Raw genomic sequence first — 15,023 nt, 5'->3', positions numbered from 1 at the left:
CCCCTTTCTCGCGTGAGTGCGGCCGGGTTTTCGTGCGCGTGCCGCCGGGCGTCAGGAGACCGCGGAGCCCAGGAGCGTGCCGAAGGTCTGCGGGTCGGCGTCGAAGCCGCGGGTGATCGAGCGGTACGACCAGCCGTTCGCCTCGTCGCGGGTGAATTCCACGACCGTCGCCGAACGGGCCCCTGGGACGTCCGCGAAGTCATGGGTCAGCAGGTCGTCGTAGCCCTCGCGGACCCGTACGCCCGTGTTCGCTATGTCGCCGAAGGTCAGCCGTCCGCCGCCCTGCTGTATGGCCACGCCCACCACCACGCGTGCGTACCGCGCGTCCAGCCGGTCCAGCTCCAGGGTCATGGCCTCGTCGTAGCCGAAGCCCTGGCCCGTACGGCTGTCGCGGTGGAGCGTGATCGTGCCGTCCGGGGAGCGGCTGCCGAAGTGGACCAGGTGGACCGGCGCGCCGTGCGGGTCGTCCGCGGCGAAGACCCCGGCGACGAGGTCCAGGTCGTGGGCCGGTGCGCCGGCCGGGGCGGGGTCCCACTTGAGCGTGACCTCGACGCGTCCCACCCCTTTGTTGAGTCCGCTCATGGTGCTTCCCCTCTCCGCGCGCGCCCCCGCGCCCGCCTCGCCTCGTACCGTCGACCCGTTCGAAAGCCCTTGGTCATGGGCCGATTTCTCATGGTGTCATGTGCCTACGACAGAGGACCCGGCGCTTGAGGGGGAGAGCGGTTTGTGGAGCGGTGACGAGCTGGATCTCGACGCATATCTGGCTCGAATCGGATACGACGTCGGACGGTACGGGGAACTGGCCCCGGACTTGCGGACCTTGACGGCCCTTCACCGGGCCCACGTCGCGGCCGTTCCGTTCGAGAACCTCGACGTCGTCCTCGGACGGCCGGTGCCCCTGGACCTGAAGAGCCTCCAGGCCAAGCTCGTCGAGCGGCGCCGAGGAGGCTACTGCTACGAGCAGAACTCCCTCTTCGCGGCGGCCCTCGAACGGATCGGCTTCCAGGTGGCCGGCCGCGGCGCGCGCAACCGCTCGCGGGGCGCGACGCTGCCACCGGTCACCCACGCGCTCCTCGCGGTCACGGTCGAGGGCGAACAGTGGCTCGCCGACGTCGGGTTCGGCTGGCAGGGGCTGCTGGAGCCCGTGCCGCTGCGGGACGGCGCACGCGTGGAGCAGGGCGGCTGGACGTTCGGCGTTCACGTCGAGGACGAGGGCGTCCACGTGCTGCGCTCGCTGCGGCCGGGGGCCTGGAAGGACCTGTACGCGTTCTCGCCCCAGGCCTACCACCCCGGCGACTTCACCGTCCTGAACCACTACAGCTCCAGCCATCCGCAGTCGCGCTTCCTCGGCCAGGTCGTGGCCCAGCAGCCGGGGGCGGGCGCCGGCCGATCCCTGCTGCGCGCGATGTTCTCGATCCTGCGCCCCGACGGATCGGCCGAGGAACGGATCCTGACCGCCGACGAGTTGGCCGCCACCCTGGAGACCGAATTCGGCATCGAACTGGACGCCGAGGAGCGCGCGGGTCTGGAGCGACTGCACGAGGAGGGAGCCTGACGGGGTCTGCCGGGGTGCTCTCCGGCCCCGTACGATGGCGCGGTGCTGGTCAAGTGGATTCGCTGCACCGTGGTGGACCGTCGAGGGTTCGAGCGGGGGCAGCGGAAATGGGCGGGGCTGCTCGGTGAGCCGGGATTCCGGGGACAGGGCGGTGGGTGGAGCCGGGGTCGCCCGGACATCGCCCACATCTTCGCGTTCTGGGAGAGCCGGGCCTTCTACGACTCGTTCATGGCCCGGTCGCACGACCGCCTGGCGGCCTCGCAGGTCGGCACGTTCAAGGACATCCAGGTCAAGCTCTTCGACCACCGCTTCGACGTGAAGACCGGGTTCGAGCCGCGGTTCGCCGACGCCGACGTGGCGCGGGTGGCGCACTGCCGGGTCCACGAGGACCGTGCCGAGCACTTCGCGCTCATGCAGGAGAAGGTGTGGAACCCGGCCATGGCCGGGTCTCCCGGCATGCTGCGGGGCCTGTTCGGCGAAGCGCCCGGCAGCGAGTTCCTGGTGCTCTCGCTGTGGCAGTCCGCAGCCGAGCACGGGAAGTACCGGGTCGAACGCGTGGAGCGTCTCGGGCTGCGGGCCCGCACCGCGGCCGACGTGGCGGCGCTGAACGGAGACGTGGTCCAGCTCGAACCCTCCTGGACGGTCTGACCCGCCGGCGCCGCCCCGGGCGCCTCCCTCGGATGGACTCCGGGCGCGACCTCGGCTGAGCCCGCCGGAGAGCGGCGATCTAGGGTCGGGGTATGGCAAGACCGCGGCGCATCGTCCTCGTACGACACGGAGAGTCCGAGGGCAATGTCGATGACACGGTGTACGAACGCGAGCCCGACCATGCCCTGAGGCTGACCGAGACCGGCCGGCGCCAGGCCGAGGAGACGGGGGAGCGGCTGCGGGAGCTCTTCGGCGAGGAGCCGGTCAGCGTCTACGTCTCGCCGTACCGCCGCACCCACGAGACCCTCCGGGCCTTCCGGCTCCCCGCGAAGCAGGTCCGGGTGCGGGAGGAGCCCAGGCTCCGGGAGCAGGACTGGGGGAACTGGCAGGAACGCGAGGACGTACGCCTGCAGAAGGCCTACCGGGACGCGTACGGCCACTTCTTCTACCGCTTCGCCCAGGGTGAGTCCGGTGCCGACGTCTACGACCGAGTCGGCGCCTTCCTGGAGAGCCTGTACCGCAGTTTCGAGGCGCCCGACCATCCGCCCAACGTCCTGCTCGTCACCCACGGGCTGACCATGCGGCTGTTCTGCATGCGCTGGTTCCACTGGACGGTCGCGGACTTCGAGTCGCTGTCGAACCCGGGCAACGCCGAGACCCGCATGCTCCTGCTCGGAGAGGACGGCCGGTACCGTCTGGACAGGCCGTTCGAACGCTGGCGTACCCCCGAACCGTACGGCCCCACCGGATAGAGTGGCAGACCGATGACCGCTGACTCCTCATTCGACCGGCGCTTCGACCGCGCCCTGGCCAGCCTGCGCGGGCTGTCCGTGGGAGACGCCCTGGGCTCCCAGTTCTTCGTACCCTCCCACTACCCCCTGCTGAAGCGGCGCGAGCTCCCCGCCGGCCCCTGGCAGTGGACCGACGACACCGAGATGGCCTGCTCCGTCCTGGCCGTCCTCGTCCACCACGGCCGCGTCGACCAGGACGCCCTGGCCCGGTCCTTCGCGGAGCACCACGACTTCGACCGCGGCTACGGTCCCGCCGTCAACCGGATGCTCCGGCTCATCCGCGAGGGCGGCGACTGGCGTGAACTGGCCGCCGCGCTCTTCAACGGCCAGGGATCGTGGGGCAACGGCGCCGCGATGCGGATCGCCCCGCTGGGCGCCTGGTACGCCGACGACCCCGAGCAGGCGACGCACCAGGCCGAGATCTCCGCCTACACGACCCACCAGCACCGGGAGGCCGTGGTGGGCGCCATGGCCGTCGCCGCCGCGGCCGCGATCGCCGCCGACCCGGCCGGACCGCCCACGCCCGAGGCGCTGCTCGACGGGGTCATCGCCCTGGTGCCGCGCAGCGCGGTCGGGGCGGGGCTGCGCAGGGCCCGGGACATGCTCGACTACGGCGACGCCGGCACGGTCGCCGCGGTCCTCGGCAGCGGCCGCCGGACGAGCGCCCATGACACGGTCCCCTTCGCTCTCTGGTCGGCGGCGCGCGGGCTCGGCGACTTCGAGCGGGTGTTCTGGACGACCGCGCAGGTCGGTGGCGACGTCGACACGACCTGCGCCATCGCCGGCGGGGTGGTCGCCTCCACCGCGGCCGGCGCGCCGCCGGAGGACTGGCTGCGCCAGACCGAGAACCTTCCGGGGTGGGTTCCGGAGGGGAAGGCCTGAGGCGACCGGGTGGCTTGGCTGCCTGAGGTGGCCGGGTGACCTGATGGTCCGAGGCGGCCTGACTGCCTGAGGCGGTCAGCTGGCCTGACGGTCCGAGGCCGGCCGATGGGCCCGCGGCCGGTGGCGGGTCGGTGTCCTCACGGTCGGCGACGGATCGGTGTCCCCCGGCCCCGAGCGGGACCGGGGGACACCGACGCGTGATCAGGCCACCGGCCCCGCGGCCTCGGCGCGGCCGCTCAGTGCCTCCAGGTCGCTCTTGCGGACCCGGATCACCAGGACGGCCGTGACCAGCGCGATCAGCACCATGCCGACGGCGGCCGTGAAGGCCGAGGAGATGCCGGAGGTCAGCACCTCGTGCCCCCAGGGCGCGGGCAGCTCCTTCGTCTTCAGCGCCTCCGCCTGCTGCTCGGGCGTCGCGTGCGCGAGGAAGTCCGGCAGCTGCCTCTCGCTCTCCTCGCGGCCGGCCGTGCCGAAGACGGTGACCAGGATGGAGAGGCCGAGCGAGCCGCCGACCTGCTGGGTCGCGTTGAGCAGGCCCGAGGCGGCGCCCGCCTCGTGCTGGGCCACTCCGGAGACGGCCGTGAGCGTGAGCGTCACGAAGTTGAGGCCCATGCCGCAGCCGAACACGACCATCGGACCGAGCACCCCGGCGACGTAGCCGCTGTCCGACGAGATGAACGTCAGCCAGGAGAGTCCCACGCCGGTGAGCGTCGCACCTGTCACCATGAACGGCTTGGGCCCGAGGACCGGCAGGAGCCGCTGGGCGAGCCCCGCGCCGACGCCGATCGCGACGGTCACCGGAAGGAAGGCCAGTCCGGACTGGACCGGGCTGTAGCCCAGGACGTTCTGCACCCACAGCACGATGAAGAAGAACATGCCGAACATGGCGGCCGACAGGCTGAGCATGATGACGTACGTGCCCGAACGGTTGCGGTCCGCGAACATGCGCAGCGGCGTGATCGGTTCCCTGGCCCGCGACTCCACCACGGCGAACGCCACGAGCAGGACCACGGCCGCGGCGAAGGAGCCGATGGTCAGCCCGTTCTTCCACCCCTGCTCGGAAGCCCGGATGAACCCGTAGACCAGTGCGGCCATGCCGAGGGTGGACGTCGTCGCGCCCGCGATGTCGAACCGGCCCGGGTGGCGCTCGGACTCGGCGATGTAGCGCGGGGTGAGGAAGGCGATCAGCAGGCCGATCGGCACGTTGACGAAGAAGACCCAGCGCCAGTCGAGCCATTCGGTGAGCGCTCCACCGGCGAGCAGACCGATCGCGCCCCCGCCGGCCGAGACCGCGGCGAACACGCCGAACGCCCGGTTGCGCTCCGGCCCTTCGGGGAAGGTCGTGGTGATCAGCGCGAGCGAGGTCGGCGAGGCGATCGCACCGCCCACGCCCTGCAGGGCCCGTGCCGCGAGCAGTTGCCACGGCTCCTGGGCGAAGCCGCCGAGCAGCGAGGCGAACGTGAAGAGCAGGATGCCGGCCATGAACACCCGGCGGCGGCCCAGGATGTCGCCGGCGCGGCCGCCGAGGAGCAGGAGGCCGCCGAAGGTGAGCGTGTAGGCGCTGAGCACCCACGACAGATCGGTGGTCGAGAAGGAGAGCGCGTCCTGGATGTGCGGCAGCGCGATGTTCACGATGGTGGCGTCGAGGACGACCATCAGCTGGCAGGCGGCGATGACGGTCAAGGCGATGCCCGGCCGACCTCCGGTGCGGGCCGGCGCGTCCTTGATCTGCGTGTCCACCGGAGAAGTTGTCACTATGGAATCCCCCACGGAAGAAATAGTGAACGCCCCCGTTCACTGTTCGCCACGGTAGTGAGTCCCCCTCAGTGAACGCAACCGTTCACTGAGTACTGCCGACGAATCGAATCGCGTCAACGGAGAGATCCTGATGGTTACTTCGCGCTCCACGGCCGCCGCTCGGCCGGAGGGGGCGGCGCTGCGGCGCCGCGGACCCGTGCTCGAGAGGGCGATTCTGGAGGCCGCGCTCGACCAGTTGGGCAGCGTCGGCTGGAGCGGCCTCACGATGGAGGGTGTCGCGGTCGGCGCGCAGACTGGCAAAGCGGCGGTGTACCGGCGGTGGCCGTCGAAGGAAGACCTCGTCGCGGACGCCCTCCAGGCCGGACTGCCCACCCTCGGTGAGGCCCCGGACACCGGCCGTGTGCGTCAGGACCTCTACGAGCTGTGTCTCCAGGTCCGGAACGTGATGTACTCCAAGCCCGGCTTCGCCCTGCGCGCAGTGGTTCACGAATGCGACGCCGAGTCCGCCGAACGCTTCCACGGGCTGATCGAGACGGGCGTGATCCAGCCCTGGAAACTTCGCTTCCGGGATGTACTGCGGCGTGGAATCGCGCGCGGGGAGGTGCGGCACGACGCGATCGACGACCTCGTCCTCGATGTGATCCCGGCCATGATGATGTACCGCTCCAAGGTGTACGGAAGCGAATGGCCGGACAGCGAGATCGCCGAGGCGATCGACCGGATCATGGTGCCCCTCCTGCGCGCCTGAGGCCTTCGGGACGTGGTGCGGGCGGGCTTCGGGGCGGAGCAGGACGGGCGCCTTCGGGCGTCTGCGGCGAATCCGGGTATCGCAGGTGACGTCAGGCGGCGTAACCTGTCTGGCGCCATGCCGTACGAACCTCCCACCCACACTGTCGAGCGGTCGCTCCGAGCCACCACCGGCGCCAAGATCGTCGCCGGGGTCGACGAGGTCGGACGCGGAGCGTGGGCCGGCCCCGTCACGGTGTGCGCGGCCGTCACCGGCCTTCGCCGGCCCCCCGAGGGGCTCACCGACTCGAAGCTGCTCACCCCCAAGCGCCGCGACGCGCTGGCCGTGGAGCTGGAGGGGTGGGTCACCGCGTACGCGCTCGGTGACGCCTCTCCGCAGGAGATCGACGAACTCGGGATGACCGCGGCGCTGCGGCTCGCGGCCGTCCGGGCCCTCGAAGGCCTTCCGGTGCGGCCCGACGCGGTGATCCTGGATGGCAAGCACGACTACCTCGGCAGCCCCTGGCGGGTCCGCACGGTGATCAAGGGCGACCAGTCCTGCATCGCCGTCGCCGCCGCCTCCGTCATCGCGAAGGTCCGGCGCGACGCCCTCATGGCGGAGCTGGCGCCCGAGGGCGGCCCGTATGCGGCGTACGCCTTCGGTGCCAACGCAGGCTACCCCTCGCCGGTCCACAGGGCGGCACTCGAAGAGCTGGGGCCCACTCCCCACCACCGTCTCTCCTGGTCCTACCTGGACGCGCTGCCCCAGTGGCGCCACCTCAAGAAGGTCCGCCTCTCCACCGAGGCGGCCGCGCTGGAGAGCGGGGGCCAACTCGGCTTCGACTTCTGAACTTCCGGTCACGGAGGCCCTGCCCAAGGGTCGCCCACGTGGCCGGGGTGCACATGTGTGCCCACCCGCCGGTGCTTCGCGCAGCGGCGTTTGATAGACATCCATTCATGCCTCTCATCCCCGAGGAGCCTCAGATTCACGAGAGCGCCCAGGGTCCCCGCGCCACCACGGCCGCCGGCCGCCCCGCGTCGACCCCCCGTCCCGTACCCGGCCCGCGTTCCGCGGCCTCTCCGCGCCCCGGACGCCCCGTTCCCGGTCCGGCCGGGCCCGCCGCGCCGGCACCGCGCCCCGGCGCCGGGCAGCCTCCGGCCAAGGGCCCGGAAAATCGTTCCGACCAGCGATCCACCCCGCAGCTCCAGCTGATCCCGGCCCCGGTCGACGGCGCGCTCGACGCCGCCGAGGAGGCCCTGGACCTGCTCCTGGAGAGCGGACGGGCACCCGGCGAGATCCTGGTGCTCACCACCGGCGACCCGCACCCGTGGGCGGCTCACGAGCTGTCCTTCGGCGAAGCCGCCTACTGGGCCCAACAGGACAGCGCCGACGACGTGTTCTTCGCGGACGCCTCCGCCGTGGAGCGGGCCGCCGCCCGTCCCGTGGTGATCGTCGCCGTCAACGGCGGAGACGAGGGGACGGCCGCCCGGGCCCTTCCGGCGGCGATGGCCCGCGCGGGCGCGCTGCTCGTCGTCTGCGGTGACCCGCAGCGCATCACGGCGCTCCTCGGCGCCGGCGTCTGACCGACCGCGCTCCTCCGCCGGGCCCCATCGGGACCGGCGGGGGCCCGGTGGGACCGCGGAGAGAGCCCGGCGCCGCTTGCGCGGTCGCGCCGCTCGCGCTGCTCTCGTGGACGGCGTGCGGCGGCCCGGCGCAGGGGTCCGGTCGCGTGGTCAGCGTGCGGCGGCCCGGCGCAGGGGTTCGGTCGCGCCGCTCGCGGTCCTCGGTGCGAGCCGGTCGAGTTCGGCCGGTCCGTCACCCAGTGGCAGGGGGAGCGAGTCGGAGCTGGGCCGACGGCCTCCCCGGCCCTCGCCGAGCACCTGCCAGCCCGCTCCGGTCAGCGTGATGTACGCACCGCAGCGGAGGCCGTGCAACGTGCAGGCGTCCCGAAGCCCCCACATCCAGGCTCCGTCCTCCTCCGTCCAGCGCTCGTCGCCCTCGCGGCAGTACAGCAGGACCGCGGTCCGCACCGGCGCGCGTCTGCGGAGGTCGTGGGGGATGACCCGCCGCAGATGCGCGAGGAGCGCGTTGCGGAACTCCCAGCCGTCCGCCGCCACGGGGCGCCGGACGAACGAGGCGCTGGCGGCGAGCCGCTCCTCGTGGTCCAGGACGGCGAGGACCGCCGTCGAGGGCGTGGGCGCGTGCCGCGAGTGGAGGCCGCTGACCACCTCACGAGGGTTGCGCAGCAGGGGGATTCCCGCCGCCGCCCACTCGGAGGGTTCGAGTATCCGGGCGAGGCGGCTGGCGGACTCGGACGACGATCTGAGCGAGGCGGCTGTGGGCGGAGCGAATCCGAGGGTCACGGTCCTCCCTTCGGATACGCGCCCGCTGGGCGGCGGGCAAAGTCGGGTGAGGGCGCACCACGGCACAGTCCTTCCGGACCGCTGACGGGCCGTGTGGGGCGGTTTCCCAATTCTTGCTGGCCCGTGCGCGAGCGGCAACGAGCAATTGAGGCCGCTGACGGGAATGGGTCGGTATGCCACTCATATCCCTGCCCAGTTGCCCATTGTTCACTCCCCGTTCCCCCTCCTGTTTCACCCCTGGACGGCGAGCACCAGCGGAAACACCCCTTCCGCTCCGGCCCGCCGCAGCAGCCGCGCCGCCACCGCCAACGTCCAGCCGGTGTCGGAGAGATCGTCCACCAGCAGAACCGGCCCGCCGGCGCCGGCCAGCCGCCCGGCCAGCTCCGGAGGGACCGTCAGCATCCGCTGCAGGCCGACGACCCGCTGGGCGCTGTTGGTCCGCGAGAGCCGGAGCTCCTCCGCCTCCGGCGCGTACTCCACCATGCCGAGCAGGGGCATCCTGCCGATCTCGGAGATCCGCTGCCCGAGCGAACCCACCAGACGCGGCTTGCGGTGCGAAGCGACCGTGACCACACCGGCGGGCCGGGCAGGCGCGTCCGGGGCGCCGGAGGCCCATCCGCCGGGTCCCTTGGCCCAGTCCGCCAGCACGTGCACCACCGCCTGCACGACATCGTCCGGTACGGGCCCGTCCGGTGTGCCGTCGGCCAGCAGCGGACGCAGCCGGTTGCCCCAGCCGATGTCCGAGAGCCGCCCCAGGGCCCGGCCGCCGAAGGACTGCTCCCCGGGCGGGATACGGCCCTTCAGGTCGACCCCGACCGCGGCGAGCCCGGTGGGCCACATCTTCCGTGGCTCGACCTCCACACCCGGCCGCCCCAGCTCGCCCTTGGCCGCGTCCAGCGCCGCCTCGGACACCTTCGGGTCGAACCGGCTCCCCGCACAGTTGTCGCAGCGGCCGCACGGAGCGGCCTCCTCGTCGTCCAACTGGCGCCGCAGGAACTCCATCCGGCATCCGGCGGTCGCCGCGTAGTCGCGCATCGCCTGCTGCTCGGACGCCCGCTGTCGCGCCACCCAGGCGTACCGCTCGGTGTCGTACACCCAGGGCTGCCCGGTGCTCTCCCAGCCACCCTTCACCCGGCGCACCGCGCCGTCCACGTCCAGGACCTTGAGCATGGTCTCCAGCCGGGTCCTGCGCAGCTCGACCAGCGGCTCCAGGGCGGGCAGGGACATGGGGCGACCCGCCTGCGCGAGCACGTCGATCGTGCGGCGCACCTGCTCCTCGGGCGGAAAGGCCACCGAGGCGAAGTAGCGCCAGATCGCCTCGTCCTCCTGCCCGGGCAGCAGCAGCACCTCCGCGTGCTCCACCCCTCGCCCGGCCCGGCCGACCTGCTGGTAGTACGCGATGGGGGAGGACGGCGACCCGAGGTGCACCACGAAGCCCAGGTCCGGCTTGTCGAACCCCATCCCGAGGGCCGAGGTCGCCACGAGCGCCTTGACCCGGTTGGCCTGGAGGTCGTCCTCCGCCTGCTGCCGGTCGGCGTTCTCCGTCCGGCCGGTGTAGGAGGACACGGTGTGCCCGCACTGGCGCAGGTAGGCGGTGACCTCGTCGGCCGCGGCGACCGTCAGCGTGTAGATGATGCCGGAGCCGGGCAGCTCGCCGAGGTGGTCGGCGAGCCAGGCCAGCCGGTGCGCCGCGTCCGGCAGCCGGACCACGCCCAGACTCAGGCTCTCCCGGTCGAGCGGCCCGCGCAGGACGAGGGCGTCCGTGCCCGCCCCCGTGCCGAGCTGCTCGGCCACGTCCGCCGTCACCCGCGCGTTCGCCGTCGCCGTCGTGGCCAGGACCGGGACACCGGCGGGCAGGTCCGCCAGCATCGTCCGCAGCCGGCGGTAGTCCGGCCGGAAGTCGTGGCCCCAGTCCGAGATGCAGTGCGCCTCGTCCACCACGAGCAGCCCGGTGGCGGCGGCCAGCCGGGGCAGCACCTGGTCGCGGAAGTCGGGATTGTTGAGCCGCTCCGGGCTCACCAGGAGCACATCCACCTCACCGGCGGCCACTTCCTCCTGGACCGTCTCCCACTCCTCGGTGTTGGACGAGTTGATCGTCCGGGCTCGGATGCCCGCCCGGGCGGCCGCCTCCACCTGGTTGCGCATCAGCGCGAGCAGCGGGGAGACGATCACGGTAGGGCCGCTGCCGCGCTCGCGGAGCAGCGAGGTCGCGACGAAGTACACGGCCGACTTGCCCCACCCGGTCCGCTGCACCACCAGGGCCCGGCGTCGGTCGGCGACGAGTGCCTCGATCGCCCGCCACTGGTCCTCGCGCAGTCTGGCCCTGCCGGTCGGGTCGGCGACGAGACGGGCGAGCACGGCATCGGCGGCGGCTCGGAGGGCGGCGCGGTCTTCCAGCGGGGCTGCTTGGGTCATGCCTCCATGCAACCCGATGCCTCGGACATCGCGCGAATGAGCCCCCGAACCTGTGGACAACTCGACGGGTCGGCGGATGCCCCGTTCCGGGAGTTATCCACAGGGGTTTCGGATTTCGGGAGATCACGAGACCGTCCTGACCATGAACGCGAATCACCACGAAACCAGTGGACCCTCCCGTACCCAGCAGATCACCCTGCGCGGCCCGGCGGAACTGGCCGACGCCCTGCCGTTCGTGCTGGGCTTCCATCCCACCGACTCCGTCGTCCTGGTCGCCCTCCACGGCGAGCACGGCCGCTTCGGGGGCCGGGTCAGGCTCGGAATCCCGCGCTCGCCCCGGGAGTGGGCGTCCACCGCCGACCACCTCGCCGAGTGTCTCGTCGAGGGAGGCGCCCGAACCGGCTCCCGGCCGGACGGCATCGTCGTCTTCCTGTGCCAGGATCCCGGACCCGGCGAGACGGGCCGCAGGGTCATGGAGCGGCTGCGGCCGTTCGCGCAGCGACTGCGGACCGCCTGCGGCGCCCTCGACATCCCCGTCTACGAGGCCCTCTGCATCACCGACGGGCTCTACTTCTCGTACTGCTGTCCCGACCAGCGCTGCTGCCCGCCAGACGGCACCCCGCTCGCGCTCAGCGGCACCTCGGTGATGGCGGCGGCCGCGACGTACGCCGGAGTGCAGGTGCGGGGCTCCCTGCGGGACATGGAGGCCCGGCTGAAGCCCCGCGGCGGGCCCGGGGACGAGGAGCAGCGGGCCGCCCTCGACGCGGCCGCCGCCTCGATCGTGCCCCGGATCCTCGAAGGCGCCGAAGCACAGGGGCGGGAAGAGGTGCGCGAAGCCACGCTGCGTCTCGCCCGCGAGGTCCTCCGCCGGTTCGTGAACCCGAAGAGCCCGAAGACCCCGAGCGGCCCCGGGGTCCGGCACGGTGCGGTGGGTGCGCCGAGCACGGCGCGCCCGGTGCGGCCGCTCGTGCCGGGGCGAGCCGCCGGCGCCACGACCACGGCCGCGGACGACGCGGCCGACGACGCCCTGGTCACGACCGACGAGGCGGCGGCTCTGGTCATCGGCCTCCAGGACCGGGTCACCCGGGACCGTGCCGCCGAGTGGATGGAGGGCTGGGAGGGGACAGCCGCCCTGCGGCTCTGGCGCGTCCTGGCCCGGCGCTGTGTCACGCCCTACCAGGAGCACGCCGCCGCGCCCCTCACCCTCGCCGGCTGGACGGCCTGGTCCACGGGCGACGAGCCGTCCGCCCGGGTCGCCCTGGGGCTCGCCCTCGACGCCGACCCCGAGTACGTCTTCGCACGCCTGCTGCACCAGGCGTGCAACGAAGGGCTGAACCCCGAATCGCTCCGGTCCTGTCTGCGCAGCGAGCGGGACGCCAGGGCCGCCTCGGAGCAGAAGACCCCGGCGCCCTCCCGGCGGGTTCGGATGCGGGCCACCCGTAGGCCGGGCACCCCGCTGACCCTCAAGAAGCCGGGCCGGCCCGCCGATGGGACCGGGCGCAGGGCGACGGCCGGTGTCCGCCCCGGCGGGCCCGCCACGGGGAGGCCGGGGAGCGGGACCCCACGGCACGGCGGGCAGCGCGGCTCCAGGAGCGGCCGATGACGACCGTGACCCGGCCACCCGCGAGCGCGTTCACCTCTCTGGCGGCGTCGCACGAACCGTCCCGCCGACAGCCTGCCGGCCGCCCGGTCCGCACAGAGAGCACTCCGTACCCGCCATGGCTCCCAGCCCCGTTCCGGCCCCCGGCCACCCCGCCGGACCGCCCACCAGCCAGTCGCCCGGACACGCCTCCGGACACACGTCAGGCGCCGGCATCGCGTTCCCGCGCGCCACGCGTCCCGCGGAACTTCCCTCCGTGCACGGTGCGCTCCTCTGCGTGGCCCTGCCCGCCCTCGCCGTCTGCGCGGAGCACGGGCAGCTCACCGGCGAAGGACCCGAGGGGGTCTACGAGGCGGGGCGACGTCTTCTGTCCCGCTGCGTCCTACGGGTGGCGGGGCGTGAACCCGTCGCGCTCCAGGGCCGCATGGCGGCCTCCGACCGGGCGGTGTTCCTCGGGGCCCTGCGCGTCCCCGGCGACACCGGCCCCGACCCCGCCCTCACCGTCGAACGAGTCCGGAGCGCCGACGGAACCGAGCGGATCACCCTGCGCAGCGCCGCGACCCGGCCCCTCCGGCTCCCCGTGGAAGTCGCTCTGGGCACGGATCTCGCGGACCTGGGCTCGGTGGCGTCCAGGAGAACCGGCCCGGAACTCGCCGCGAGCGTCCACGGCACCGGACTGCGATGGACCGGCGACGGCCGATCCGTCGCCGTCACGGCGGATCCGCCGCCCATGGACTCCCTGGCGGCGGCGGGAGTCCTGCGCTGGGAGGCCGAACTGGCGCCGGGAGCGACGTTCACGCTCCGCCTGCGGGTACGAGGGGAGTCGGCCGCCCGCCCCGCCGCCTCCCCGGGGGCGGGCTCCGGACGGCCCGGTGGCCACCTCCTGGCCGAGGCCCGGGCCGAGGGCGACGACCCGAGGGCGGGAGAACTGCTCCGCGCCTCCGTCGACGACCTGCGCGCCCTGCTCCAGCGCGACCCCGCCCACCCCGCGGACGTGTACCTCGCGGCCGGCGCCCCCTGGCGCTGCGGACCGGTCACCTCCGAGGCGCTCTGGGCGGCCCGCATGGCCCTGCCGCTCGGCACCCGGCTCGCCGCCACCACCCTGCGTGCCCTCGGGCGCACCCAACTCCCTGGCGACGGAGCGGAGTCCGGTCGCCTCCAGGGCCCCCTCAGGGACGCCGGCCCGCACCTCCCGCCCCGCTGCACGGGCGTCGAAGCCACCCTCGCCTTTCCGACCGTGCTCGCCGAGGCGCGCCGCTGGGGACTCCCGTCCGCCGACCTGGAGGAGCTGCTTCCCGTGGCGGAGCGCTGCCTCCACTGGCTCCGCCGTACCGCCGACCGGAACGGGTTCGTGCCGGACCCGGGGCCCGCCGGACCCTGGCGGGCCGAGACCCAGGCGCACGCCCACCGCGCAGCCCTGCTCGGTGCCGATCTCCTCGACGACTGCGGGCGGCCCGGCGGAGACGCCCTGCGCGACGGGGCGCGGACCCTGCGCGAGCGGTTCCGACGCGAGTTCTGGCTCGACGACCCGGCGGGCGGCCGCCCCGCCGTCGCCCGGGCGCGGGACGGCCGGACCTGGCCCCAGCTGGGCGGATGGGCCGCGCACCTGCTCGACACCGGACTGCTGGGCGGCGGCCGGTACGCGCCGGGGCTCCTGGACCGGGCGGAGACGGAGCAGGTGGCCAGGCTGCTCGGTGCCCCGGCACTCGACTCCGGCTGGGGGCTGCGGAGTCTCGGGACCAAGGAACCGGGCCACAACCCCTTCGGCCACCGGGCCGGAGCGGTCAGGGTGCACGAGACGGCGGTCGCCGTGGCCGGACTCGCCGCCACAGGTCACGAGAAGGAGGCCGCTTCCCTCCTGCGGGGGCTGCTCGACGCGGCGGAGGCCTTCGCCCACCGGCTCCCGGAGATGTACGCGGGGGAGCAGCGGACGACCGGTGGGCGCCCGGTGCCTCACCCGGCGGCGTGCCGGCCGGCGGCCGTGGCGGCCGCCGGAGCGGTCCAGGCGCTCCTCGCCCTCGCGGGCATCAGACCTGACGCGCCGGGCCGGTCCGTGTCGGTGCACCCACTGGCCTCGGCCCCCCTCGGCGCGATCAGACTGTCGGGGCTCGTGGTGGCCGGCGAAGCCTTCGCCGTGCGGGTCGGCAGGCTGGGGCTCGGTATGGTCGAGGAGGCCGCCGAGGGACTTCAACTGGGGGTGTGACGGGATGCCGGGAGCAGAGACGCGGGAAGCCTCGCGGCACGATGGGGAAGCCGCAGCCGATGCTTTGGCGAGGCGTGTTTA

General features: G+C 73.4%; 13 protein-coding genes. 9 read left to right on the top strand and 4 right to left on the bottom strand.

Features of this window, described 5'->3' with window-relative positions:
• Positions 1-51 precede the first annotated feature (51 nt).
• Entirely contained in the window at positions 52-582 is a 531-nt protein-coding gene (locus ACIGW4_RS28040) for a TerD family protein (RefSeq protein WP_359588535.1), read from the bottom strand.
• Between the two features lie 238 nt (positions 583-820).
• Between ACIGW4_RS28040 and ACIGW4_RS28035 the strand changes: the two genes are divergently transcribed.
• The 4 genes from ACIGW4_RS28035 (at position 821) to ACIGW4_RS28020 (ending at position 3,876) form a co-directional block, all read left to right on the top strand.
• A complete protein-coding gene (locus ACIGW4_RS28035) occupies positions 821-1,555 on the top strand; it encodes an arylamine N-acetyltransferase (protein ID WP_399583476.1) in 735 nt (244 codons plus the stop codon).
• A 42-nt stretch (positions 1,556-1,597) separates the two neighbouring features.
• Positions 1,598-2,203, top strand: coding sequence for a YdbC family protein (locus tag ACIGW4_RS28030; protein WP_398712239.1), 606 nt, complete (start codon positions 1,598-1,600; stop codon positions 2,201-2,203).
• 92 nt (positions 2,204-2,295) lie between these two features.
• A complete protein-coding gene (locus ACIGW4_RS28025) occupies positions 2,296-2,955 on the top strand; it encodes a histidine phosphatase family protein (protein ID WP_123455766.1) in 660 nt (219 codons plus the stop codon).
• Between the two features lie 12 nt (positions 2,956-2,967).
• Positions 2,968-3,876, top strand: coding sequence for an ADP-ribosylglycohydrolase family protein (locus tag ACIGW4_RS28020; RefSeq protein WP_123455767.1), 909 nt, complete (start codon positions 2,968-2,970; stop codon positions 3,874-3,876).
• Between the two features lie 201 nt (positions 3,877-4,077).
• On the opposite strand, the gene ACIGW4_RS28015 is transcribed toward ACIGW4_RS28020, so the two are convergent.
• Positions 4,078-5,631, bottom strand: a complete 1,554-nt coding sequence (locus ACIGW4_RS28015; protein ID WP_398712268.1) for an MFS transporter — start codon at positions 5,629-5,631, stop codon at positions 4,078-4,080.
• 133 nt (positions 5,632-5,764) lie between these two features.
• On the opposite strand from ACIGW4_RS28015, the gene ACIGW4_RS28010 reads away from it, so the two are divergent.
• From ACIGW4_RS28010 to ACIGW4_RS28000, 3 genes are all read left to right on the top strand, one after another.
• The gene (locus ACIGW4_RS28010; protein ID WP_359588529.1) at positions 5,765-6,382 is read left to right on the top strand and encodes a TetR/AcrR family transcriptional regulator; all 618 of its coding nucleotides are present in this window, start codon (positions 5,765-5,767) and stop codon (positions 6,380-6,382) included.
• A gap of 117 nt (positions 6,383-6,499) precedes the next feature.
• Positions 6,500-7,210, top strand: coding sequence for a ribonuclease HII (locus tag ACIGW4_RS28005; RefSeq protein ID WP_399583470.1), 711 nt, complete (start codon positions 6,500-6,502; stop codon positions 7,208-7,210).
• A gap of 107 nt (positions 7,211-7,317) precedes the next feature.
• A complete protein-coding gene (locus ACIGW4_RS28000; RefSeq protein WP_359588526.1) occupies positions 7,318-7,944 on the top strand; it encodes a hypothetical protein in 627 nt (208 codons plus the stop codon).
• A 150-nt stretch (positions 7,945-8,094) separates the two neighbouring features.
• On the opposite strand, the gene ACIGW4_RS27995 is transcribed toward ACIGW4_RS28000, so the two are convergent.
• Positions 8,095-8,724, bottom strand: coding sequence for a hypothetical protein (locus tag ACIGW4_RS27995; protein WP_123455772.1), 630 nt, complete (start codon positions 8,722-8,724; stop codon positions 8,095-8,097).
• 231 nt (positions 8,725-8,955) lie between these two features.
• Positions 8,956-11,139 carry a RecQ family ATP-dependent DNA helicase gene (locus tag ACIGW4_RS27990; RefSeq protein WP_399583466.1) on the bottom strand — a complete coding sequence of 728 codons (2,184 nt, stop codon included), beginning with the start codon at positions 11,137-11,139 and terminating at the stop codon, positions 8,956-8,958.
• Positions 11,140-11,281: 142 nt separating this feature from the next.
• On the opposite strand from ACIGW4_RS27990, the gene ACIGW4_RS27985 reads away from it, so the two are divergent.
• Together ACIGW4_RS27985 and ACIGW4_RS27980 are read left to right on the top strand one after the other, a co-directional pair.
• Entirely contained in the window at positions 11,282-12,742 is a 1,461-nt protein-coding gene (locus ACIGW4_RS27985) for a DUF4192 domain-containing protein (RefSeq protein ID WP_399583464.1), read from the top strand.
• 115 nt (positions 12,743-12,857) lie between these two features.
• On the top strand, positions 12,858-14,942 hold the full coding sequence (locus tag ACIGW4_RS27980; protein ID WP_399583461.1) for a glycogen debranching N-terminal domain-containing protein: 2,085 nt from the start codon (positions 12,858-12,860) through the stop codon (positions 14,940-14,942).
• Positions 14,943-15,023 lie beyond the last annotated feature (81 nt).

The organism is Streptomyces sp. NPDC053513 (assembly GCF_044544765.1).
Taxonomy (GTDB): domain Bacteria; phylum Actinomycetota; class Actinomycetes; order Streptomycetales; family Streptomycetaceae; genus Streptomyces; species Streptomyces litmocidini.
The sequence above is the reverse complement of the archived record's forward strand: the minus strand, read 5'-3'. Positions and strand labels throughout refer to the sequence as shown.

Excerpts from the sequence above, each read along its gene's own strand:
- ACIGW4_RS28040 (WP_359588535.1), bottom strand. The coding sequence starts at position 582 with ATGAGCGGACTCAACAAAGGGGTGGGACGCGTCGAGGTCACGCTCAAG.
- ACIGW4_RS28025 (WP_123455766.1), top strand. The coding sequence starts at position 2,296 with ATGGCAAGACCGCGGCGCATCGTCCTCGTACGACACGGAGAGTCCGAG.
- ACIGW4_RS28020 (WP_123455767.1), top strand. The coding sequence starts at position 2,968 with ATGACCGCTGACTCCTCATTCGACCGGCGCTTCGACCGCGCCCTGGCC.
- ACIGW4_RS28010 (WP_359588529.1), top strand. The coding sequence starts at position 5,765 with ATGGTTACTTCGCGCTCCACGGCCGCCGCTCGGCCGGAGGGGGCGGCG.
- ACIGW4_RS28005 (WP_399583470.1), top strand. The coding sequence starts at position 6,500 with ATGCCGTACGAACCTCCCACCCACACTGTCGAGCGGTCGCTCCGAGCC.
- ACIGW4_RS28000 (WP_359588526.1), top strand. The coding sequence starts at position 7,318 with ATGCCTCTCATCCCCGAGGAGCCTCAGATTCACGAGAGCGCCCAGGGT.
- ACIGW4_RS27990 (WP_399583466.1), bottom strand. The coding sequence starts at position 11,139 with ATGACCCAAGCAGCCCCGCTGGAAGACCGCGCCGCCCTCCGAGCCGCC.
- ACIGW4_RS27985 (WP_399583464.1), top strand. The coding sequence starts at position 11,282 with ATGAACGCGAATCACCACGAAACCAGTGGACCCTCCCGTACCCAGCAG.
- ACIGW4_RS27980 (WP_399583461.1), top strand. The coding sequence starts at position 12,858 with ATGGCTCCCAGCCCCGTTCCGGCCCCCGGCCACCCCGCCGGACCGCCC.